The sequence below is a fragment of the Microbacterium sp. ZXT2-5 genome (genome assembly GCF_055329545.1).
In genome coordinates this window covers 850,302-870,127 of sequence record NZ_JBUZWD010000001.1, presented here as the reverse complement: position 1 = coordinate 870,127, position 19,826 = coordinate 850,302, and the positions used below count along the sequence as shown (strand labels likewise).

At 67.8% G+C, this 19,826-nt stretch carries 29 protein-coding genes; 27 read left to right on the top strand and 2 right to left on the bottom strand.

The window, feature by feature from the left end; genetic code table 11:
* Positions 1-7: 7 nt before the first annotated feature.
* The 5 genes from rpsL (at position 8) to ACZBH1_RS03810 (ending at position 4,808) form a co-directional block, all read left to right on the top strand.
* Positions 8-376, top strand: coding sequence for a 30S ribosomal protein S12 (rpsL, locus tag ACZBH1_RS03830; RefSeq protein WP_106816548.1), 369 nt, complete (start codon positions 8-10; stop codon positions 374-376).
* Positions 377-381: 5 nt separating this feature from the next.
* A complete protein-coding gene (gene rpsG / locus ACZBH1_RS03825; protein WP_106816549.1) occupies positions 382-852 on the top strand; it encodes a 30S ribosomal protein S7 in 471 nt (156 codons plus the stop codon).
* 109 nt (positions 853-961) lie between these two features.
* Positions 962-3,076 (top strand): elongation factor G, encoded by a 2,115-nt coding sequence (gene fusA, locus ACZBH1_RS03820; protein WP_336398071.1) that lies wholly within the window; start codon positions 962-964, stop codon positions 3,074-3,076.
* Between the two features lie 157 nt (positions 3,077-3,233).
* Positions 3,234-4,427: an elongation factor Tu gene (tuf, locus tag ACZBH1_RS03815; RefSeq protein WP_336398072.1), complete on the top strand. Its 1,194-nt coding sequence runs from the start codon at positions 3,234-3,236 to the stop codon at positions 4,425-4,427.
* 165 nt (positions 4,428-4,592) lie between these two features.
* A complete protein-coding gene (locus tag ACZBH1_RS03810) occupies positions 4,593-4,808 on the top strand; it encodes a hypothetical protein (RefSeq protein ID WP_336398073.1) in 216 nt (71 codons plus the stop codon).
* Positions 4,809-4,914: 106 nt separating this feature from the next.
* Here ACZBH1_RS03810 and ACZBH1_RS03805 read toward each other — a convergent pair whose 3' ends face one another.
* Together ACZBH1_RS03805 and ACZBH1_RS03800 are read right to left on the bottom strand one after the other, a co-directional pair.
* Entirely contained in the window at positions 4,915-6,051 is a 1,137-nt protein-coding gene (locus tag ACZBH1_RS03805; protein WP_463645557.1) for a glycosyltransferase, read from the bottom strand.
* Entirely contained in the window at positions 6,048-7,613 is a 1,566-nt protein-coding gene (locus ACZBH1_RS03800) for a sugar transferase (RefSeq protein ID WP_463645556.1), read from the bottom strand. Before ACZBH1_RS03800 ends, ACZBH1_RS03805 begins: the two co-directional genes overlap by 4 nt.
* Positions 7,614-8,186: 573 nt before the next feature.
* Here ACZBH1_RS03800 and rpsJ point away from each other — a divergent pair.
* The 22 genes from rpsJ (at position 8,187) to ACZBH1_RS03690 (ending at position 19,825) form a co-directional block, all read left to right on the top strand.
* On the top strand, positions 8,187-8,495 hold the full coding sequence (rpsJ, locus tag ACZBH1_RS03795; protein ID WP_106816553.1) for a 30S ribosomal protein S10: 309 nt from the start codon (positions 8,187-8,189) through the stop codon (positions 8,493-8,495).
* 8 nt (positions 8,496-8,503) lie between these two features.
* A complete protein-coding gene (gene rplC / locus ACZBH1_RS03790) occupies positions 8,504-9,163 on the top strand; it encodes a 50S ribosomal protein L3 (protein WP_336398077.1) in 660 nt (219 codons plus the stop codon).
* A gap of 4 nt (positions 9,164-9,167) precedes the next feature.
* On the top strand, positions 9,168-9,830 hold the full coding sequence (gene rplD / locus ACZBH1_RS03785; protein ID WP_336398078.1) for a 50S ribosomal protein L4: 663 nt from the start codon (positions 9,168-9,170) through the stop codon (positions 9,828-9,830).
* Positions 9,827-10,126: a 50S ribosomal protein L23 gene (gene rplW, locus ACZBH1_RS03780; RefSeq protein WP_045301485.1), complete on the top strand. Its 300-nt coding sequence runs from the start codon at positions 9,827-9,829 to the stop codon at positions 10,124-10,126. The genes rplD and rplW overlap by 4 nt, the downstream gene beginning before the upstream one ends.
* Positions 10,127-10,152: 26 nt before the next feature.
* On the top strand, positions 10,153-10,992 hold the full coding sequence (gene rplB, locus ACZBH1_RS03775) for a 50S ribosomal protein L2 (protein WP_194414505.1): 840 nt from the start codon (positions 10,153-10,155) through the stop codon (positions 10,990-10,992).
* A 12-nt stretch (positions 10,993-11,004) separates the two neighbouring features.
* Positions 11,005-11,286 carry a 30S ribosomal protein S19 gene (gene rpsS / locus ACZBH1_RS03770; protein ID WP_018171448.1) on the top strand — a complete coding sequence of 94 codons (282 nt, stop codon included), beginning with the start codon at positions 11,005-11,007 and terminating at the stop codon, positions 11,284-11,286.
* Between the two features lie 22 nt (positions 11,287-11,308).
* A complete protein-coding gene (gene rplV, locus ACZBH1_RS03765) occupies positions 11,309-11,707 on the top strand; it encodes a 50S ribosomal protein L22 (RefSeq protein WP_109210486.1) in 399 nt (132 codons plus the stop codon).
* A complete protein-coding gene (gene rpsC / locus ACZBH1_RS03760; RefSeq protein WP_194397477.1) occupies positions 11,707-12,489 on the top strand; it encodes a 30S ribosomal protein S3 in 783 nt (260 codons plus the stop codon). The genes rplV and rpsC overlap by 1 nt, the downstream gene beginning before the upstream one ends.
* A complete protein-coding gene (rplP, locus tag ACZBH1_RS03755) occupies positions 12,489-12,908 on the top strand; it encodes a 50S ribosomal protein L16 (protein WP_018171451.1) in 420 nt (139 codons plus the stop codon). The genes rpsC and rplP overlap by 1 nt, the downstream gene beginning before the upstream one ends.
* Positions 12,908-13,222 (top strand): 50S ribosomal protein L29, encoded by a 315-nt coding sequence (gene rpmC, locus ACZBH1_RS03750; RefSeq protein ID WP_318354390.1) that lies wholly within the window; start codon positions 12,908-12,910, stop codon positions 13,220-13,222. Before rplP ends, rpmC begins: the two co-directional genes overlap by 1 nt.
* Positions 13,222-13,548 carry a 30S ribosomal protein S17 gene (gene rpsQ / locus ACZBH1_RS03745; protein WP_336398079.1) on the top strand — a complete coding sequence of 109 codons (327 nt, stop codon included), beginning with the start codon at positions 13,222-13,224 and terminating at the stop codon, positions 13,546-13,548. The genes rpmC and rpsQ overlap by 1 nt, the downstream gene beginning before the upstream one ends.
* Positions 13,545-13,913, top strand: a complete 369-nt coding sequence (rplN, locus tag ACZBH1_RS03740) for a 50S ribosomal protein L14 (protein WP_336398080.1) — start codon at positions 13,545-13,547, stop codon at positions 13,911-13,913. The genes rpsQ and rplN overlap by 4 nt, the downstream gene beginning before the upstream one ends.
* Positions 13,914-13,917: 4 nt before the next feature.
* Complete coding sequence (gene rplX / locus ACZBH1_RS03735) at positions 13,918-14,277, top strand: 50S ribosomal protein L24 (protein WP_172990762.1); 360 nt, start codon at positions 13,918-13,920, stop codon at positions 14,275-14,277.
* A 2-nt stretch (positions 14,278-14,279) separates the two neighbouring features.
* The gene (gene rplE / locus ACZBH1_RS03730) at positions 14,280-14,867 is read left to right on the top strand and encodes a 50S ribosomal protein L5 (RefSeq protein WP_336398081.1); all 588 of its coding nucleotides are present in this window, start codon (positions 14,280-14,282) and stop codon (positions 14,865-14,867) included.
* 133 nt (positions 14,868-15,000) lie between these two features.
* Complete coding sequence (rpsH, locus tag ACZBH1_RS03725; RefSeq protein WP_318354393.1) at positions 15,001-15,399, top strand: 30S ribosomal protein S8; 399 nt, start codon at positions 15,001-15,003, stop codon at positions 15,397-15,399.
* Positions 15,400-15,405: 6 nt separating this feature from the next.
* Positions 15,406-15,942, top strand: coding sequence for a 50S ribosomal protein L6 (gene rplF, locus ACZBH1_RS03720; RefSeq protein ID WP_336398082.1), 537 nt, complete (start codon positions 15,406-15,408; stop codon positions 15,940-15,942).
* A gap of 2 nt (positions 15,943-15,944) precedes the next feature.
* Positions 15,945-16,304 (top strand): 50S ribosomal protein L18, encoded by a 360-nt coding sequence (gene rplR / locus ACZBH1_RS03715; RefSeq protein ID WP_336398083.1) that lies wholly within the window; start codon positions 15,945-15,947, stop codon positions 16,302-16,304.
* Entirely contained in the window at positions 16,301-16,987 is a 687-nt protein-coding gene (gene rpsE / locus ACZBH1_RS03710) for a 30S ribosomal protein S5 (RefSeq protein ID WP_336398084.1), read from the top strand. The genes rplR and rpsE overlap by 4 nt, the downstream gene beginning before the upstream one ends.
* The gene (rpmD, locus tag ACZBH1_RS03705) at positions 16,987-17,172 is read left to right on the top strand and encodes a 50S ribosomal protein L30 (protein WP_018171461.1); all 186 of its coding nucleotides are present in this window, start codon (positions 16,987-16,989) and stop codon (positions 17,170-17,172) included. Before rpsE ends, rpmD begins: the two co-directional genes overlap by 1 nt.
* A complete protein-coding gene (gene rplO, locus ACZBH1_RS03700; RefSeq protein WP_336398085.1) occupies positions 17,172-17,813 on the top strand; it encodes a 50S ribosomal protein L15 in 642 nt (213 codons plus the stop codon). Before rpmD ends, rplO begins: the two co-directional genes overlap by 1 nt.
* 99 nt (positions 17,814-17,912) lie before the next feature.
* The gene (secY, locus tag ACZBH1_RS03695; protein ID WP_463645554.1) at positions 17,913-19,235 is read left to right on the top strand and encodes a preprotein translocase subunit SecY; all 1,323 of its coding nucleotides are present in this window, start codon (positions 17,913-17,915) and stop codon (positions 19,233-19,235) included.
* Complete coding sequence (locus ACZBH1_RS03690) at positions 19,232-19,825, top strand: adenylate kinase (protein WP_463645553.1); 594 nt, start codon at positions 19,232-19,234, stop codon at positions 19,823-19,825. Before secY ends, ACZBH1_RS03690 begins: the two co-directional genes overlap by 4 nt.
* The last annotated feature ends 1 nt before the right edge of the window (position 19,826 follow it).

Genomic DNA, 19,826 nt, shown 5'->3' with positions numbered 1-19,826 from the left:
AGAGAACGTGCCAACCATTCAGCAGTTGGTTCGCAAGGGCCGCTCGCCCAAGGTCGCGAAGACCAAGGCGCCCGCGCTCAAGGCGAACCCGCAGCAGGCCGGTGTCTGCACCCGCGTGTACACCACCACCCCGAAGAAGCCGAACTCGGCGATGCGCAAGGTCGCCCGTGTGAAGCTCCGCAACGGCACCGAGGTCACCGCCTACATCCCCGGCGAGGGCCACAACCTGCAGGAGCACTCGCTCGTGCTGGTCCGCGGCGGTCGTGTGAAGGACCTCCCCGGTGTCCGCTACAAGATCATCCGCGGTGCGCTCGACACCCAGGCTGTCAAGAACCGTAAGCAGGCCCGCAGCCGCTACGGCGCGAAGAAGGGCTGAGAAAGATGCCTCGTAAGGGACCCGCCCCGAAGCGCCCCGTCGTCAACGACCCGGTGTACGGCGCCCCCGTCGTCACCCAGCTCGTCAACAAGATCCTCGTCGACGGCAAGAAGTCGCTCGCCGAGTCGATCGTCTACGGCGCCCTCCGCGGCGTCGAGGCCAAGAACGGCCAGGACGCCGTCGCCACCCTCAAGAAGGCCCTCGACAACGTGCGCCCGACCCTCGAGGTCAAGTCGCGCCGCGTCGGCGGCTCGACCTACCAGGTGCCGGTCGAGGTCAAGCCTCACCGCGCCAACACGCTCGCCCTCCGCTGGCTCGTGAGCTACGCCAAGGGCCGTCGTGAGAAGACGATGACCGAGCGCCTCCAGAACGAGATCCTGGACGCCTCGAACGGCCTCGGTGCCGCGGTCAAGCGCCGCGAGGACACCCACAAGATGGCCGAGTCGAACCGCGCCTTCGCGCACTACCGCTGGTAACCAGCATCCCGCCGCTCCCGTGACCCACGGGAGCGGCGGACCCCCCGAAACCCGGTTGTCGAGCAGGCGCACGAGCGCCGTATCGAGACACAACAGCTAAGGACACCCCGTGGCACAAGAAGTGCTCACCGACCTCAACAAGGTCCGCAACATCGGCATCATGGCGCACATCGATGCCGGCAAGACGACGACGACCGAGCGCATCCTGTTCTACACGGGCGTCAACCACAAGATCGGCGAGACGCACGACGGCGCTGCCACCACCGACTGGATGGAGCAGGAGCAGGAGCGCGGCATCACGATCACGTCGGCCGCCGTCACCTGCTTCTGGAACAAGAACCAGATCAACATCATCGACACGCCCGGCCACGTGGACTTCACGGTCGAGGTCGAGCGCTCGCTGCGCGTCCTCGACGGCGCGGTCGCCGTGTTCGACGGCAAGGAGGGCGTCGAGCCCCAGTCCGAGACGGTGTGGCGCCAGGCCGACAAGTACGACGTGCCCCGCATCTGCTTCGTCAACAAGATGGACAAGCTGGGCGCAGACTTCTACTTCACGGTCGACACCATCGTCAACCGTCTGAAGGCCAAGCCGCTCGTGCTCCAGCTGCCCATCGGCTCGGAGAGCGACTTCGTGGGCGTCGTCGACCTCGTCGAGATGCGCGCGCTGGTGTGGCCCGGCGACGCCAAGGGCGACGTGACCATGGGCGCCAAGTACGAGATCCAGGAGATCCCGGCCGAGCTCGCCGACAAGGCCGCCGAGTACCGCGAGATCCTGCTCGAGGCCGTCGCCGAGTCCGACGAGGAGCTTCTCGAGAAGCACTTCGGCGGCGAGGAGCTGACGGTCGCCGAGATCAAGGGCGCCATCCGCAAGCTGACCATCGCCTCCGAGCTCTACCCCGTGCTGTGCGGCTCGGCGTTCAAGAACCGCGGCGTGCAGCCGATGCTCGACGCGGTCGTGGACTACCTGCCGTCGCCGCTGGACGTCCCCGCCATCGAGGCGAAGGACCCCAAGAACGAAGAGATCATCATCGAGCGCCACGCCGACCGCGAGGAGCCCTTCGCGGCGCTCGCGTTCAAGATCGTGACGCACCCCTTCTTCGGTCGCCTCACCTACATCCGCGTCTACTCGGGTCACCTCGACTCGGGCGCCCAGGTCGTCAACGCGACCAAGGGCAAGAAGGAGCGCATCGGGAAGATCTTCCAGATGCACGCCAACAAGGAGATGCCGGTCGACTCGGTCACCGCCGGTCACATCTACGCGGTCATCGGCCTCAAGGACACCACCACCGGTGACACCCTGGCCGACTCGAACAACCAGGTCGTCCTCGAGTCGATGACGTTCCCGGAGCCGGTCATCGAGGTGGCCATCGAGCCCAAGACCAAGGCCGACCAGGAGAAGCTGGGTCTGGCGATCCAGAAGCTCGCCGAAGAGGACCCGACGTTCCGCGTCGAGCAGAACGCCGAGACCGGCCAGACGGTCATCAAGGGCATGGGCGAGCTGCACCTCGACATCCTCGTGGACCGCATGAAGCGCGAGTTCCGGGTCGAGGCCAACGTCGGAAAGCCCCAGGTGGCGTACCGCGAGACGATCCGCAAGACCGTCGAGCGTCACGACTACACCCACAAGAAGCAGACCGGCGGTTCGGGCCAGTTCGCGAAGATCCAGTTCGCGCTCGAGCCCCTCGAGGTCACGGCCGACAAGACGTACGAGTTCGAGAACAAGGTCACCGGTGGCCGCATCCCGCGCGAGTACATCGAGCCCACCAACCAGGGCTTCCAGGACGCCATGAACGTCGGCGTGCTCGCCGGCTACCCGATGGTCGGCGTGAAGGCCACCCTCATGGACGGCGCGTCGCACGACGTCGACTCGTCCGAGATGGCGTTCAAGATCGCGGGCTCCATGGGCTTCAAGGAGGCCGTCCGCAAGGCGAACCCCGTCATCCTCGAGCCGCTCATGGCGGTCGAGGTGCGTACTCCCGAGGAGTACATGGGCGACGTCATCGGCGACCTGAACTCGCGTCGCGGCCAGATCCAGTCGATGGAGGACGCCCAGGGCGTCAAGGTCGTGCGTGCGCTGGTCCCGCTCTCGGAGATGTTCGGCTACATCGGCGACCTGCGTTCGAAGACCTCGGGCCGCGCGGTGTACTCGATGGAGTTCGACAGCTACGCCGAGGTTCCTCGCAACGTGGCCGACGAGATCGTCCAGAAGACCAAGGGCGAGTAACCCTGCACTCCGGGATGCCTCGGCGACGAGGCATCCCGGAGCACAACTTCACACAGAATCACCAGAACCGTCTCCACTAAGGTGGAGATATCCCCGTAGACGTCCGGTCGCAAACCAGTGCCCGGAACTTCTACATGACCGTCCTGAGGAGGACCCAGTGGCTAAGGCCAAGTTCGAGCGGACCAAGCCGCACGTGAACATCGGAACGATCGGTCACGTCGACCACGGCAAGACCACGCTCACCGCAGCGATCTCGAAGGTGCTCGCCGACAAGTACCCGTCGGCCACCAACGTGCAGCGTGACTTCGCGTCGATCGACTCCGCTCCCGAGGAGCGTCAGCGCGGTATCACGATCAACATCTCGCACGTCGAGTACGAGACCCCCAAGCGTCACTACGCTCACGTCGACGCCCCGGGTCACGCCGACTACATCAAGAACATGATCACCGGTGCCGCCCAGATGGACGGCGCGATCCTCGTCGTCGCGGCCACTGACGGCCCGATGGCGCAGACGCGCGAGCACGTGCTGCTCGCCAAGCAGGTCGGCGTGCCCTACCTGCTGGTTGCGCTCAACAAGAGCGACATGGTCGACGACGAGGAGATCCTGGAGCTCGTCGAGCTCGAGGTCCGCGAGCTGCTCTCGTCGCAGGACTTCGACGGCGACAACGCCCCCGTCGTGCGCGTCTCGGGCCTGAAGGCTCTCGAGGGCGACGCCGAGTGGGTCGAGAAGATCGTCGAGCTCATGGACGCCGTCGACGAGTCGATCCCCGACCCGGTGCGTGACAAGGACAAGCCGTTCCTCATGCCCATCGAGGACGTCTTCACCATCACCGGCCGTGGCACGGTCGTCACGGGCCGCGCCGAGCGCGGTACCCTCGCGATCAACTCCGAGGTCGAGATCGTGGGTCTGCGCCCGACGCAGAAGACGATCGTCACCGGTATCGAGATGTTCCACAAGCAGCTCGACGAGGCGTGGGCCGGCGAGAACTGTGGTCTGCTCCTGCGCGGCACCAAGCGTGACGACGTCGAGCGCGGCCAGGTCGTCGTGAAGCCCGGTTCGGTCACCCCGCACACCAACTTCGAGGGCACGGCGTACATCCTGTCCAAGGAGGAGGGCGGCCGTCACAACCCGTTCTTCACGAACTACCGTCCGCAGTTCTACTTCCGGACCACCGACGTCACCGGCGTCATCACGCTGCCCGAGGGCACCGAGATGGTCATGCCCGGCGACACCACCGACATGACGGTCGAGCTGATCCAGCCGATCGCCATGGAGGAGGGCCTCGGCTTCGCGATCCGTGAGGGTGGCCGCACCGTCGGCGCCGGCACGGTGACCAAGATCATCAAGTAAGTCCTTTCGGACGTCAGACGGATGCCGCGGCATCCGTCACCGACAAGGGGTCGGGCTCTCGGAGCCCGGCCCCTTTCGTCGTACCCCCGGACTGTCGCCGGGGCGACGTGAGAGGCCAGAATGGCCTCGGCGCACCCCACCCGGGGGTCGCGGTGAGGAGCCGGAATGGGTATCGAGGACATCGTCAACCAGGGGAAGGACTTCCTGGAGCAGAACAAGGACAAGATCGACGACGTCATCAAGTCCGAGCACGCCGAAGGTGTCAGCGACAGCGCTCTCGACGCCGCCGCCGAGTTCGTCAAGAAGGTCGCGCCCGACAGCGTCGACCAGCACGTGGACGGCGTGCGCGAGAACATCGACAAGGCCGTCGGCAACGAGTAGGGCTCAGAGCGAAGGGCGGTCCGCGAGGCGGGCCGCCCTTCGTCCGCGCGTCGCGGGGGAGTATCGCGAGCGCGCCGCCGATCTGCGTCGAGCTTCTCTTCGGGGGTCAGAGAGCTTGCGCGACGACCGGCGGGGTCACGGGGGCGCCATGGCGCGCCATCCAGGTGGTGAGGTTCTCGTCGAAGCGCGGGCCGTCGAACTGCTGAGCGTGCCGCACGACCTCCTCCGTCGGCAGGGCGACGGCGCGCGTCGCGGCGGCGACGAGATCGCTTCGAGAACGGGGATCGAACAGCGCGCCGCCGACGCCCTCCCGGATGGATTCGCTGGCACCGCCGACACGGTTGGCGATCACCGGCGTGCCCGCCGCCATCGCCTCGACGGCGACGATGCCGAAGTCCTCGACCGGTGGGAAGACGAACAGGCCGGCGCGCGCCATCAGTGCGAACAGCATCGCGTCGGACGGCGCGACCTGCAGGTGCACGGGTACCCGCGCGGTGCGGCCGCGCTCGCGCAGCTCGCCCTCGAGCGGCCCCGATCCCGCGATGACGACGGGCATGCCCAGCGCCTCGCCGGCCGCGATCACCAGGTCCAGCCGCTTGTACGGGATGAACCGGGACACCCCGAGCACGAAGTCGCGCGGGAGGGCGTCGAGCCGGCGCCGCTCGCGGTCGGTGAGCTGGTCGCGCCACGCGCCCGACGAGATGTACGAGACGTCGACCGGCGGATTGATGACCGTCGCCTCCACGCCCCACGCCCGCTGCACCCGCTGCGCCACGAAGCGGCTGTTGGCCGCCACGGCGGTCGCGCGCGCCGCGGTGCGCCGGTCGAGGGCCCGCAGCGGCGGGCCGGCGATCCGGGCGGCGAGGTTGTCACCCCGGCCGTCGAGCTCGGGCGCCCACAGGTAGCGGGCCGGGGTGTGCGCGTAGACGAACGTCGGCGTGCCGGGCTGGGTGAACTGGACGTGATGGGCGAACGCGTAGGAGCTCACCAGCGCCCAGTCGGGTGAGCCGTGGGCGGGGCGCCGCCACGCGAGCGGCATGAGCGGCAGCGCGAGCGCCTTGTGATGCCGCAGCGGCGTGCGGGCCAGCCACGTCTCGCGCACCTTGCGGCCGCGGTGCCTGCCGGGCGCGTCGTTCCACAGGCACAGGATGTCCGCGTCGGGGAACAGCCCCGCGAAGCGGTCGACCACGCGCTCGGCGCCGCCGACCGCTTCGATCCATTCGGCGACGATCAGCCCGCTCATGCCGTCGTCCTTCCCGGAAGCAGCGCGGCGCGCGCGGTGCGGAGCATGATGACGAAGTCGCCCGCGAGAGTCCAGTTGTCGACGTACGACAGGTCCAGCCGCACCGACTCCTCCCACGACAGCGACGAGCGTCCGCTCACCTGCCAGAGGCCGGTGATGCCCGGTTTGACCATGAATCGCCTGTGCACATGGTCGGCGTACCGCGCCACCTCGCGGGGGAGCGGCGGCCGGGGGCCGACGAGCGACATCGACCCCATCAGGACGTTCACGAGCTGCGGCAGCTCGTCGAGGCTGTACTTGCGCAGGAACCGTCCGATCGGCGTCACGCGAGGGTCGTCCAGCATCTTGAAGAGCACCTCGTTGCCGACCTCGCGTCCGGGCTCGAGGCCGGCGAGCATCTCTTCGGCATCCGGCACCATCGTCCGGAACTTCAGCATCTGGAAGGCGCGGCCGTCCAGGCCGATACGGGTCTGGCGGAACAGCACCGGCCCTGCCGACGTCCTGTTGATGATGAGCGCGAGGGCGGCCATGAGCGGCGCGAAGAAGACCAGCGCGAGGGCGGAGACGGCGATGTCGGCCGTCCGCTTGAGGAAGCGCTGACCCTTGCTGTACCGCGGCGTCTCGACGTGGATCAGCGGCAGGCCCGCGACCGGACGGGTGTGGATGCGCGGACCGACGATGTCGGCGATGCTCGGCGCCAGGATGAGGTGACGGCGGTCGGCCTCGAGGGCCCACGAGATGCGCTTGACCCCGGACGGCGGGAGCTCGTCGGTGCTGGTCACCGCGACGGTGTCGGCCCCGGCGGCGTCGAGCGCCCCCAGAACGCCTCGGATGTCGCCGCGCACCGGGATGTCGGTGCCCGGCACGGTCTGCCCCGGCTGCCCGTCCGGGATGCAGGCGCCCACGACGTGGTAGCCGGCGCTCGGGGACCGGCGCAGCGCGGCGGCGATCTGCGCGACCGATTCGCTCGAGCCGACCAGGAGCACCGTGGCGCTCCAGCCGCCGCTGACGCGGCGTGTGATCAGCCAGCGCCGCCACGCCCAGCGCTCGATGAGCAGGAGCGCGATCCCCAGCGGGAAGCTGATGAGCAGGTACCCGCGGGCGACGTCCACGCGCAGCAGGAACGCCAGGATCGCGATGATCCCGAACAGGCGCGTGCTCACCGAGATGATGCGGGTGTACTCGGCCGACCCGCTGCCCGCGATCCGCGCGCTGCGCGAGTCGACGAGGCTCAGCGACCACATCCACACGGCCAGCAGAATCGCCGAGAACGCCCAGTACGACGCGCCCGTCAGGAACGAGTCCTCGCGGATCACCACGTTCGAGCTGTCGAGCCCGAACCACGCGATCTGCGTGCCGAACACGACCCCGGCGAGCACCGCGAGATCGCTCAGCCACAGCCGGCGCGAGTATCGATCCCGCCAATGGTCCGTGCCGGTCGGCCGCGCGGGTGCGCGATCGACGCGAGCGACGGTCTCCCCAGACTCGACCCGCTTCTTGGAACTTCTTGTCAATGCGTCGACATACGGCCTTTTAGCCGCGTCGACAAAATGCGACGCCACTGCTTTCCCTCCCCGTCGCAACCGAACGCAGTCCTTCGGGTCCTGCGTGCCGACGGAACTCCCCAGTTCGCCAGCGGTTGCGTGTGGTCATTCTGCCACGACCTCGCCGGTGCGGGAAGCACCGGGCGCAAACTCGGCTCGGCGAGCCTGCTCGGGCGGGTGCCAGGCTGGGAAGGCGCCGAGCATAGCCGCGTCGCGACACGCCCGAGTTTGCGACACGCCCGGGCTGCACGTAGACTAGTGAGGTTCCACATTCCGGTGCCCCTCTTGGCGTGCGCCGGATCACTGCCAGGGCAGTGCATAGGCAGCGCACATGCGCAGAGTCCTAGGCCGCGGGCAGCAGAACCACCACATCTCGAATCCACCCACTGCGGAGCACCGTTTCGCGTGGGCGGAGAACGGATGACGGGAGCAGCGCTTCGGCGCGGCATCCGGATTGACATGAGAACAGCGGTGCCCCTCGACGGGCTCGGCGGCCGGAAGGTCGCCGGCCGCGAGAAATGTGCCCGGCGCGCAAGCGCCATGTGCGTCCAATGCCCGAGAGGTACGACGCGGAAAGAGAGTGAGCAGACTATGGCGGGACAGAAGATCCGCATTCGCCTGAAGTCGTACGACCACGAGGTCATCGACTCGTCGGCGCGGAAGATCGTCGACACCGTGACCCGTGCGGGCGCGACGGTCGTGGGCCCCGTGCCCCTTCCGACGGAGAAGAACGTGATCGCCGTGATCCGTTCTCCCCACAAGTACAAGGACAGCCGCGAGCACTTCGAGATGCGCACCCACAAGCGTCTGATCGACATCGTCGACCCGACGCCCAAGGCGGTCGACTCGCTCATGCGCCTCGACCTTCCGGCCGATGTCAACATCGAGATCAAGCTCTGAGGTTCGACATGGCTGACATCAACTCCAAGGTTTCCAAGGGCCTGCTCGGCACCAAGCTCGGCATGACCCAGGTCTGGGACGAGAACGGCAAGCTCGTTCCCGTCACCGTGATCGAGATCGCTCCGAACGTCGTGACCCAGGTCCGCACGCCGGAGAAGGACGGCTACAAGGCCGTCCAGATCGGCTACGGCCAGATCGACCCCCGCAAGGTGAACCAGCCCCTGACGGCCCACTTCGAGGCCGCCGGTGTCACCCCGCGCCGTCACCTCACCGAGATCCGCACCGCGGACGCCGCTGACTACTCACTCGGTCAGGAGCTCACGGTGGACGGCACGTTCGAGGCCGGCCAGCTGGTCGACGTCGTCGGCACCAGCAAGGGCAAGGGCACCGCGGGTGTCATGAAGCGCCACAACTTCAAGGGCGTCTCCGCCTCGCACGGTGCGCACCGCAACCACCGCAAGCCCGGTTCGATCGGCGCCTCGTCGACCCCGAGCCGCGTTTTCAAGGGCATGCGCATGGCCGGCCGTATGGGTGGCGAGCGCGTGACCGTCCTCAACCTCACGGTGCACGCCGTCGACGCCGAGAAGGGTCTGCTGCTCGTCAAGGGCGCCGTCCCCGGCGCGCGCGGCCGCATCGTCTACGTCCGCAACGCAGTGAAGGGTGCCTGATCGCATGGCTGACTCGACTCTCGCGCTCGACGTCGTGAACGCAGACGGCAAGAAGGCCGGCTCCATCGAGCTGCCCGCCGCGCTGTTCGACGTCAAGACGAACATTCCGCTCATCCACCAGGTCGTCGTCGCGCAGCTCGCGGCGGCTCGCCAGGGCACCCACTCGACCAAGCGTCGCGGTGAGGTCTCGGGCGCCGGCCGCAAGCCCTTCAAGCAGAAGGGCACGGGTAACGCCCGCCAGGGCTCGATCCGCGCGCCGCAGATGACCGGCGGTGGAATCGTGCACGGCCCGAAGCCGCGCGACTACTCGCAGCGCACCCCCAAGAAGATGATCGCGGCCGCCCTCCTCGGCGCGCTCAGCGACCGCGCCCGCGGCGAGCGTCTCCACGTCGTGGAGTCGTTCGGCATCGAGGGTGCTCCGTCGACCAGGGCCGCCGCCGCGGTGCTCACGGGTCTCGGCGCCGTCAAGAACGTGCTCGTGGTCGTGGACCGCTCCGACGACATCAACGTGCTGAGCGTCCGCAACATCCCGTTCGCGCACGTGCTGCCGTTCGACCAGCTCAACGCCTACGACGTGCTCGTCTCGGACGACATCGTCTTCACCAAGGCCGCCTACGACGCGTTCGTCGCGTCCAAGACCGCCACCACCGAGGAGGCCTCGGCATGACCGCCGTCAACAAGGACCCGCGCGACATCATCCTGAAGCCGGTCGTTTCGGAGAAGAGCTACGGGCTCATCGACGAGGGCAAGTACACCTTCCTCGTCGACCCCCGCGCCTCGAAGACCGAGATCAAGCTCGCGATCGAGAAGATCTTCGGCGTCAAGGTCGCAGCGGTCAACACGCTCAACCGCACGGGCAAGGCTCGTCGCACCCGCTTCGGCACCGGCAAGCGCAAGGACACCAAGCGCGCCATCGTGACCCTGAAGTCGGGCACCATCGACATCTTCACGGCAGTCGGCTGACGGTCGGGACAGAGGACTAGAGAACTATGGCTATTCGCAAGTACAAGCCCACGACCCCGGGTCGCCGCGGCTCGTCGGTGGCCGACTTCGCCGAGATCACCCGATCGACGCCCGAGAAGTCGCTCCTCCGCCCGCTCAGCAAGACCGGTGGCCGCAACAACCAGGGCCGCATCACCACCCGCCACATCGGCGGTGGCCACAAGCGTCAGTACCGCGTCATCGACTTCCGTCGCAATGACAAGGACGGCGTCAACGCCAAGGTCGCTCACATCGAGTACGACCCCAACCGCACCGCGCGCATCGCGCTCCTGCACTACTTCGACGGCGAGAAGCGCTACATCCTCGCGCCGAACAAGCTGGCGCAGGGCGACATCGTCGAGTCGGGCGCCTCGGCTGACATCAAGCCGGGCAACAACCTGCCGCTGAAGAACATCCCCACCGGTACCGTGATCCACGCCATCGAGCTCCGCCCCGGCGGCGGCGCGAAGCTGGCGCGCTCGGCCGGCACGTCGGTTCGCCTCGTGGCGAAGGACGGCCCCTACGCCCAGCTGCGTCTGCCCTCGGGCGAGATCCGCAACGTCGACGCGCGCTGCCGCGCGACCGTCGGCGAGGTCGGCAACGCCGAGCAGTCGAACATCAACTGGGGCAAGGCCGGCCGTAACCGCTGGAAGGGCATCCGCCCGACCGTCCGTGGTGTCGCGATGAACCCGGTCGACCACCCGCACGGTGGTGGTGAGGGTAAGACCTCCGGTGGTCGTCACCCGGTTTCGCCGTGGGGTCAGGCCGAAGGCCGCACCCGTCACGCGAACAAGGAAAGCGACAAGTACATCGTCCGTCGTCGCAACGCCGGCAAGAAGCGGAAGTAGGAGTAGAGGAAGATGCCTCGCAGCCTTAAGAAGGGCCCCTTCGTCGACGAGCACCTGCTTCGCAAGGTCGTCGTCCAGAACGAAGCCGGCACCAAGAACGTCATCAAGACCTGGTCGCGCCGTTCGATGATCATCCCGGCCATGCTGGGTCACACCATCGCCGTGCACGACGGTCGCAAGCACATCCCCGTGTTCGTGACCGAGACCATGGTCGGCCACAAGCTGGGCGAGTTCGCGCCCACCCGCACCTTCCGCGGCCACGTGAAGGACGACAAGAAGGGCCGCCGCCGCTGACGCGGGGGCAGAGGAGAGAGAAATGGTGGAGTCCATCGCACGCGTGCGACACATCCGCGTGACCCCTCAGAAGGCTCGTCGTGTCGTCGCGCTCATCAAGGGCAAGCAGGCTGAGGAGGCCCTGGCCATCCTCAAGTTCGCGCCGCAGGGTGCGAGCGAGCCGATCTACAAGCTCGTCGCCTCGGCGATCGCGAACGCTCGCGTGAAGGCCGACAAGGACGGCGAGTACCTGGACGAGCAGGACCTGTACGTGAAGAACGCGTACGTGGACGAGGGCACGACGCTCAAGCGTTTCCAGCCCCGTGCACAGGGCCGCGCCTTCCAGATCAAGAAGCGCACCAGCCACATCACCGTCGTGCTCTCGACCCCCGAGGTCGCGGAGACGGCGCCGGCTGCCAAGAGCAAGAAGGCGAGCAAGTAATGGGACAGAAGGTCAACCCGTACGGCTTCCGCCTCGGCATCACCACGGACCACGTGTCGCGTTGGTTCTCGGACTCGACGAAGCCCGGACAGCGCTACGCCGACTACGTGGCCGAGGACATCAAGATCCGTCGCCTGCTGACGACGTCGCTTGACCGCGCCGGCGTGAGCAACATCGAGATCGAGCGCACGCGTGACCGCGTCCGCGTCGACATCCACACCGCCCGCCCGGGCATCGTGATCGGCCGCCGCGGCGCCGAGGCCGAGCGCATCCGCGCCGACCTCGAGAAGCTCACCGGCAAGCAGATCCAGCTGAACATCCTCGAGGTCAAGAACCCCGAGGCCGACGCCCAGCTCGTCGCGCAGGGCATCGCCGAGCAGCTCACCGCTCGCGTGGCGTTCCGCCGCGCGATGCGCAAGGGCCTGCAGGGCGCTCAGCGCGCCGGCGCCAAGGGCGTCCGCATCCAGGTCTCCGGCCGCCTCGGCGGCGCCGAGATGAGCCGCTCGGAGTTCTACCGCGAGGGTCGTGTGCCGCTGCACACGCTGCGCGCGAACATCGACTACGGCTTCTACGAGGCCAAGACCACCTTCGGCCGCATCGGCGTGAAGGTGTGGATCTACAAGGGCGACCTGACCAACAAGGAGCTCGCTCGCGAGCAGGCCAACCAGAAGCCGGCGCGCGAGCGCGGCGACCGCCGTGGCCCCCGTGGCGACCGCGGCGACCGCGGTGACCGCGGTGAGCGCCGCAACGAGGCCCCCGTGGCAGAAGGAGCGTCGGCGTAATGCTCATCCCCCGCAAGGTCAAGTACCGCAAGCAGCACCACCCCGGCCGCTCGGGCCAGGCCACCGGCGGCACGAAGGTCTCCTTCGGCGAGTTCGGCATCCAGGCCCTCACGCCCGCGTACGTGACGAACCGTCAGATCGAGTCCGCTCGTATCGCGATGACCCGTCACATCAAGCGCGGCGGCAAGGTGTGGATCAACATCTACCCCGACCGTCCGCTCACCAAGAAGCCGGCCGAGACCCGCATGGGTTCCGGTAAGGGCTCGCCGGAGTGGTGGGTCGCGAACGTCAAGCCGGGTCGCGTCCTCTTCGAGGTCGCCGGCGTCAACGAGGAACTCGCTCGTGAGGCGCTGACCCGTGCCATCCACAAGCTGCCGCTCAAGGCACGCATCATCAAGCGCGAGGAGGGCGACGCGTAATGGCGATCGGCACCAAGACGCTCGCTCCGAGCGAGCTCGACACGTTCGAAGACCAGCGCCTCGTCGAGGAGCTGCGCAAGGCCAAGGAAGAGCTGTTCAACCTGCGCTTCCAGTCGGCCACCGGCCAGCTCGAGAGCCACGGCCGCATCCGTGCGGTCAAGCGCGACATCGCGCGGCTCTACACCGTGATCCGTGAGCGCGAGCTCGGCATCCGTGCCACGCCCGCTCCGCTGGAGACGGCGACGAAGGCGAAGAAGACGAAGGCCAAGAAGGCGGATGCCGCCGACTCGGCCGCGAAGGAAGAGGCCGAGTGATGGCTGAGAAGAAGCAGGCCGAGGTCGCCGCCAAGGGCCACGAGTCGGCCGAGCACGACGTGCGCGACGCGGACGCCCGTGGCTACCGCAAGGCCCGCCGCGGCTACGTCGTCAGCGACAAGATGGACAAGACCATCGTCGTCGAGGTCGAGGACCGCGTGAAGCACCCGCTGTACGGCAAGGTCATCCGCCGCACCTCCAAGGTGAAGGCGCACGACGAGGGCAACACGGCCGGCATCGGCGACCTCGTCCTCATCAACGAGACCCGCCCGCTGAGCGCGACCAAGCGCTGGCGTCTGGTCGAGATCCTGGAGAAGGCCAAGTGATTCAGAACGAGTCCCGCCTCAAGGTCGCCGACAACACGGGTGCCAAGGAGCTGCTCACCATCCGCGTCCTCGGTGGCTCGAACCGCCGCTACGCGGGCGTGGGTGACATCATCGTGGCCACCGTCAAGGACGCGATCCCGGGCGGCAACGTCAAGAAGGGCGACGTGGTCAAGGCCGTCGTCGTCCGCACCGTCAAGCAGACCCGTCGTCCCGACGGCTCGTACATCAAGTTCGACGAGAACGCCGCCGTCATCCTGAAGAACGACGGGGAGCCCCGCGGCACCCGCATCTTCGGACCGGTCGGCCGTGAGCTTCGCGACAAGAAGTTCATGAAGATCGTCTCGCTCGCACCGGAGGTGATCTGACCCCATGGCCAAGATCAAGAAGGGCGACCTGGTTCAGGTCATCTCGGGCGCCAAGCCCGAGCGCGGCGGCGACCGCGGCAAGCAGGGCAAGGTCCTCGAGGTCCTTGCCGAGCAGAACCGCGTGATCGTCGAGGGCGTGAACTACGTCACCAAGCACAACCGCGTCGGCCAGTCGCAGCGCGGCACCAAGACGGGCGGCATCGAGACGATGGAAGCCCCGATCCACATCTCCAACGTCCAGCTCGTGGACCCCTCGACCAAGAAGCCGACCCGTGTCGGCCACCGCGTCGAGGAGCAGACGAAGGACGGCGTGAAGCGCAACGTCCGCGTGCGCTACGCGAAGAAGTCAGGCAAGGACCTCTGAACATGAGCACCACTGCCGTGGAGGCTGGCAAGATCCAGCCCCGCCTGAAGCAGAAGTACAACACCGAGATCAAGAAGGCCCTGCAGGACGAGTTCGGCTATGCCAACGTCATGCAGACGCCCGGCCTGGTCAAGGTCGTCGTGAACACCGGTGTCGGCGAGGCAGCTCGCGACAGCAAGGTGATCGATGGCGCGGTCGACGACCTCACCAAGATCACCGGCCAGAAGCCGGTCGTGACCAAGGCCCGCAAGTCCATCGCGCAGTTCAAGCTGCGCGAGGGCCAGGCCATCGGCGCGCACGTCACCCTCCGCGGTGACCGCGCGTGGGAGTTCATCGACCGTCTGGTCAACCTGGCGCTGCCCCGCATCCGCGACTTCCGCGGCCTGTCGGGCGCCCAGTTCGACGGCAACGGCAACTACACCTTCGGTCTCCAGGAGCAGTCCGTGTTCCACGAGATCAACCAGGACAAGATCGACCGCGTCCGCGGCTTCGACATCACCATCGTGACGTCGGCGAAGACGGACGACGAGGGCCGCGCGCTCCTGCGCCACCTCGGCTTCCCGTTCAAGTCGGACGACGCCCAGGCGTGATCCCCTGACGGATGCCGCGACCGGCGCGAAGGCGGCGGTCGCGGCATCCGATCCCATAACTGAACACCGTCATCATGGAAGGTCGTCTGTCGTGTAACGGCAGCCGAAACCTCGTGAACAAAGGAATCAATTCATGACAATGACAGACCCGGTCGCAGACATGCTGACCCGTCTGCGCAACGCGAACTCGGCGCACCACGACTCCGTGTCGCTGCCGAGCTCCAAGCTCAAGACCCACATCGCCGAGATCCTCAAGCAGGAGGGCTACATCTCGTCGTGGGAGGTCAGCGACGCACGCGTCGGCCAGACCCTCACGCTGACGCTCAAGTACGGCCCGAACCGCGAGCGGTCGATCGCCGGCATCAAGCGCGTCTCCAAGCCCGGTCTGCGCGTCTACGCGAAGTCGACCGAGATCCCCCGCGTGCTCGGCGGGCTCGGCGTGGCCATCCTGTCCACCTCCTCTGGCCTCCTCACGGACCGCCAGGCCGAGCAGAAGGGCGTGGGTGGGGAAGTCCTCGCCTACGTGTGGTGATCTGACATGTCGCGTATCGGTCGTCTTCCGATCGACATCCCCGCCGGTGTGACCGTCTCGGTCGAGGGTCAGGATGTCGCCGTCAAGGGCCCCAAGGGCGAGCTGTCGCTCACCGTGGCCCGTCCCATCGAGGTCAAGGTCGAAGAGGGCCAGGTCGTCGTGACCCGCCCCGACGACGAGCGCTCGTCGCGCTCGCTGCACGGCCTGACCCGCACGCTCATCAACAACAACATCATCGGTGTCACCCAGGGCTACTCCAAGGGCCTCGAGGTGGTCGGCACGGGTTACCGCGTCGCGCAGAAGGGCACGTCGGTCGAGTTCGCTCTCGGCTTCTCGCACCCGGTGCTCGTCGAGGCGCCCGCCGGCATCACGCTGACGGTCGAGGGCAACAACAAGCTCACCGTCTCGGGCATCGACAAGCAGGCTGTCGGCGAGACCGCGGCCAACATCCGCAAGATCCGCAAGCCCGAGCCGTACAAGGGCAAGGGTGTGCGCTACGCCGGCGAGGTCGTCCGGCGCAAGGCCGGAAAGGCTGGTAAGTAACCATGGCTGTGAAGTCGAAGTCCGACGCGCGCGCGCGTCGTCACGCCCGCCTTCGCAAGAAGGTCGTCGGCACCCCCGAGCGTCCGCGCCTGGTCGTCACGCGCTCGGCGCGCCACGTCTTCGTGCAGATCGTCGACGACAGCAAGGGCCACACGCTGGCCTCGGCCTCGACCCTCGAGACCGACCTGCGCGTGTCCGACGCTGACAAGACCGCCAAGGCCCGCAAGGTCGGCGAGCTCCTCGCCGAGCGCGCGAAGGCCGCCGGCGTCTCGGACGTCGTGTTCGACCGTGGCGGCAACCGCTACGCCGGCCGTGTCGCGGCGATCGCCGACGGCGCCCGCGAGGGAGGTCTGAACCTGTGAGTGACAACAAGGAGAACATCGTGACCGACCAGGCTGCAGCCGAGGCTCAGGCCCCGGCCGCCGAGGCGCCCGCCGAGCGCGAGCGCGAGCCGCGCCGCGGTGGTCGCGAGCGCAACCCCAACCGCGACCGCGGTGGCCGCGACCGCAACGAGAGCCAGTTCCTCGAGCGCGTCGTCACCATCAACCGCGTGTCGAAGGTCGTCAAGGGTGGACGTCGCTTCAGCTTCACCGCGCTCGTCGTCGTCGGCGACGGCAACGGTGTGGTCGGCGTCGGCTACGGCAAGGCCCGTGAGGTGCCGCTGGCGATCTCGAAGGGCGTCGAGGAGGCCAAGCGCAACTTCTTCCGCGTGCCCCGCGTCGGCTCGACCATCCCGCACCCGGTGCAGGGTGAGGCCGCTGCCGGTGTGGTGCTGCTGCGCCCGGCCGCTGCCGGTACCGGTGTCATCGCCGGTGGCCCGGTGCGTGCCGTGCTCGAGTGCGCCGGCATCCACGACGTGCTGTCGAAGTCGCTCGGCTCGTCGAACACGATCAACATCGTCCACGCGACGGTGGAGGCCCTGAAGCAGCTCGAGGAGCCCCGTGCGGTCGCCGCACGCCGTGGCCTCGACTTCGACCAGGTCGCCCCCGCCCGTCTCGTCCGTGCCGAGGCTGAGGCCGCGGCCGCTGCGAAGGCAGGTGTCTGATGGCTGCGCGTCTGAAGGTCACGCAGGTCAAGTCCAAGGTGAGCGAGAAGCAGAACCAGCGCGACACGCTGCGTTCGCTCGGTCTGAAGCGGATCGGCGACTCGGTCGTCCGTCCCGACGACGCGCAGACGCGCGGCTACGTCCGGACCGTCGCCCACCTCGTCAAGGTTGAGGAGATCGACTGATGGCTGAGAAGGCCGAGAAGAACGAAGCCGTCGAGGCTGAGAAGAAGGCCCCGAAGAAGGCTGCCGCCTCCAAGGCCGCCTCCTCCAAGGCCGCCGACAAGGCCCCCGCCGCCGCCAAGGCCGACAAGGCTGAGAAGGCTGCGCCGGCCAAGAAGGCGCCGGCCAAGAAGGCTGCTGCCAAGAAGGACGTCCCGGCTGCGCGCCCGGGCGTGCTGAAGGTGCACCACCTGCGTCCGGTCCCCGGCTCGAACACCCCCAAGACCCGCGTGGGTCGCGGTGAGGGCTCGAAGGGCAAGACGGCCGGCCGCGGTACCAAGGGCACCAAGGCCCGCTACCAGGTCAAGGTCGGCTTCGAGGGCGGGCAGATGCCGCTGCACATGCGCACCCCGAAGCTCCGCGGCTTCAAGAACCCGTTCCGCGTCGAGTACCAGGTCGTGAACCTGGACAAGCTCGCGGAGCTGTACCCGGCCGGTGGCGACGTCACCGTGGGCGACCTCGTCGCCAAGGGTGCGGTGCGCAAGAACGAGAAGGTCAAGGTGCTCGGCACCGGCGACATCTCGGTGAAGCTCAACGTGGCGGTCGACAAGGTCTCGGGCTCTGCCGAGCAGAAGATCGTCGCCGCGGGCGGCACCGTCAAGTAATACGCGCGCAGTGGGGGTCGGAGCTTGCTCCGGCCCCCACTGGGTTACCCTGGACGTCGGCACGTCTGCGTGCCGATGCCCCCCACTGGAGGAATCCTCTTGCTCAGCGCCATCGCGCGGATCTTCCGCACTCCTGACCTTCGGCGGAAGATCGCATTCACCCTGGCGATCATCGCCCTGTACCGCTTCGGTGCCCACGTGCCCGCGCCGTTCGTCGACTTCCCGAACGTGCAGTCGTGTCTCCGGCAGTCCGCCGGCACCGAGGGTCTGCTGTCGCTGGTCAACCTCTTCTCGGGTGGCGCTCTGCTGCAGCTGTCGATCTTCGCGCTGGGTGTCATGCCGTACATCACCGCGACGATCATCGTGCAGCTGCTGCGCGTGGTCATCCCGCACTTCGAGACCCTCTACAAGGAGGGCCAGGCGGGCCAGGCCAAGCTCACGCAGTACACGCGGTACCTGACGATCGCGCTGGCGCTCCTCCAGTCCACCACCCTGGTCACCGTCGCCCGCAGCGGTCAGCTGTTCGGCGTCACCGGCGTGCCGGAGTGCGAGAACCTCCTCACCGAGGAGGCGTGGTGGGCGCAGCTCCTCATGATCATCACGATGACGGCCGGCACCGGCCTCATCATGTGGTTCGCCGAGCTGGTGACCGAGCGCGGCATCGGCAACGGCATGTCGCTGCTCATCTTCACCTCCATCGCCGCGGCCTTCCCCGCCTCGATGTGGGCGATCTGGCAGTCGCGCGGCTTCGAGGTCTTCCTCCTCGTGCTGGCCGTCGGCATCGTGGTCGTCGCGCTCGTCGTCTTCGTCGAGCAGTCGCAGCGCCGCATCCCCGTCCAGTACGCCAAGCGCATGGTCGGGCGCCGCACCTACGGCGGCACCAACACGTACATCCCGATCAAGGTGAACATGGCCGGCGTCGTGCCCGTCATCTTCGCCTCGTCGCTGCTGTACATCCCCGCACTCATCGCGCAGTTCAACCAGCCGCAGCCGGGCGAGGAGGTGCCGGGCTGGGTGCAGTGGATCCAGGCGTACCTCGTCACCGGCGACAACGCGCTGTACATGCTGCTGTACTTCCTGCTCATCGTCGGCTTCACGTACTTCTACGTCGCGATCACCTTCAACCCCGTCGAGGTCGCCGACAACATGAAGAAGTACGGCGGGTTCATCCCCGGCATCCGCGCCGGCCGCCCGACCGCCGAGTACCTCGACTACGTCCTCACGCGCATCACGCTCCCGGGCTCCATCTACCTGGGTCTGATCGCGCTCCTCCCGCTCGTCGCCCTCGCCACGGTCGGCGCCAACCAGAACTTCCCGTTCGGCGGAGCCTCGATCCTCATCATCGTCGGCGTCGGACTCGAGACGGTGAAGCAGATCGACGCGCAGCTTCAGCAGCGCCACTACGAAGGGCTCCTCCGATGACCCGACTTCTGATCGTCGGCCCGCAGGGTTCAGGCAAGGGCACGCAGGGCGTGCGCATCGCCGAGGCGTTCGGCATCCCCGCCATCTCGACCGGCGATGTGTTCCGCGCGGCGGTCGCAGAGGGCTCCGAGCTCGGCCTGCAGGTCAAGGCCATCATCGAGGCGGGCGACCTGGTCTCCGACGAGCTGACGAGCGCGGTCGTGCGCGACCGCCTCGCGCAGACCGACGCGGCGGAGGGCTTCCTGCTGGACGGCTATCCCCGCAACATGGCCCAGGTCATGCACCTCGACGAGTTCCTCGAGGGGCGCGACGAGTCCCTCGACGCGGTGATCGAGCTGGCCGTGCCGCGCGACGAGAGCATCGCCCGCATCGCCGGGCGCGCCGCCGAGCAGGGCCGCAGCGACGACACCGAAGAGGTCATCGCCAACCGTCTGGCGATCTACGAGCGCGAGACGGCGCCGATCCTCGAGGTGTACCGCACGCGCGGCATCGTCGACGACATCGACGGCGTGGGCTCGCTCGACGAGATCACCGACCGCATCATCGCCGCGCTCGAGGCGCGCGGCCTGGTGCGCGTCCCGGTCTCCTGAA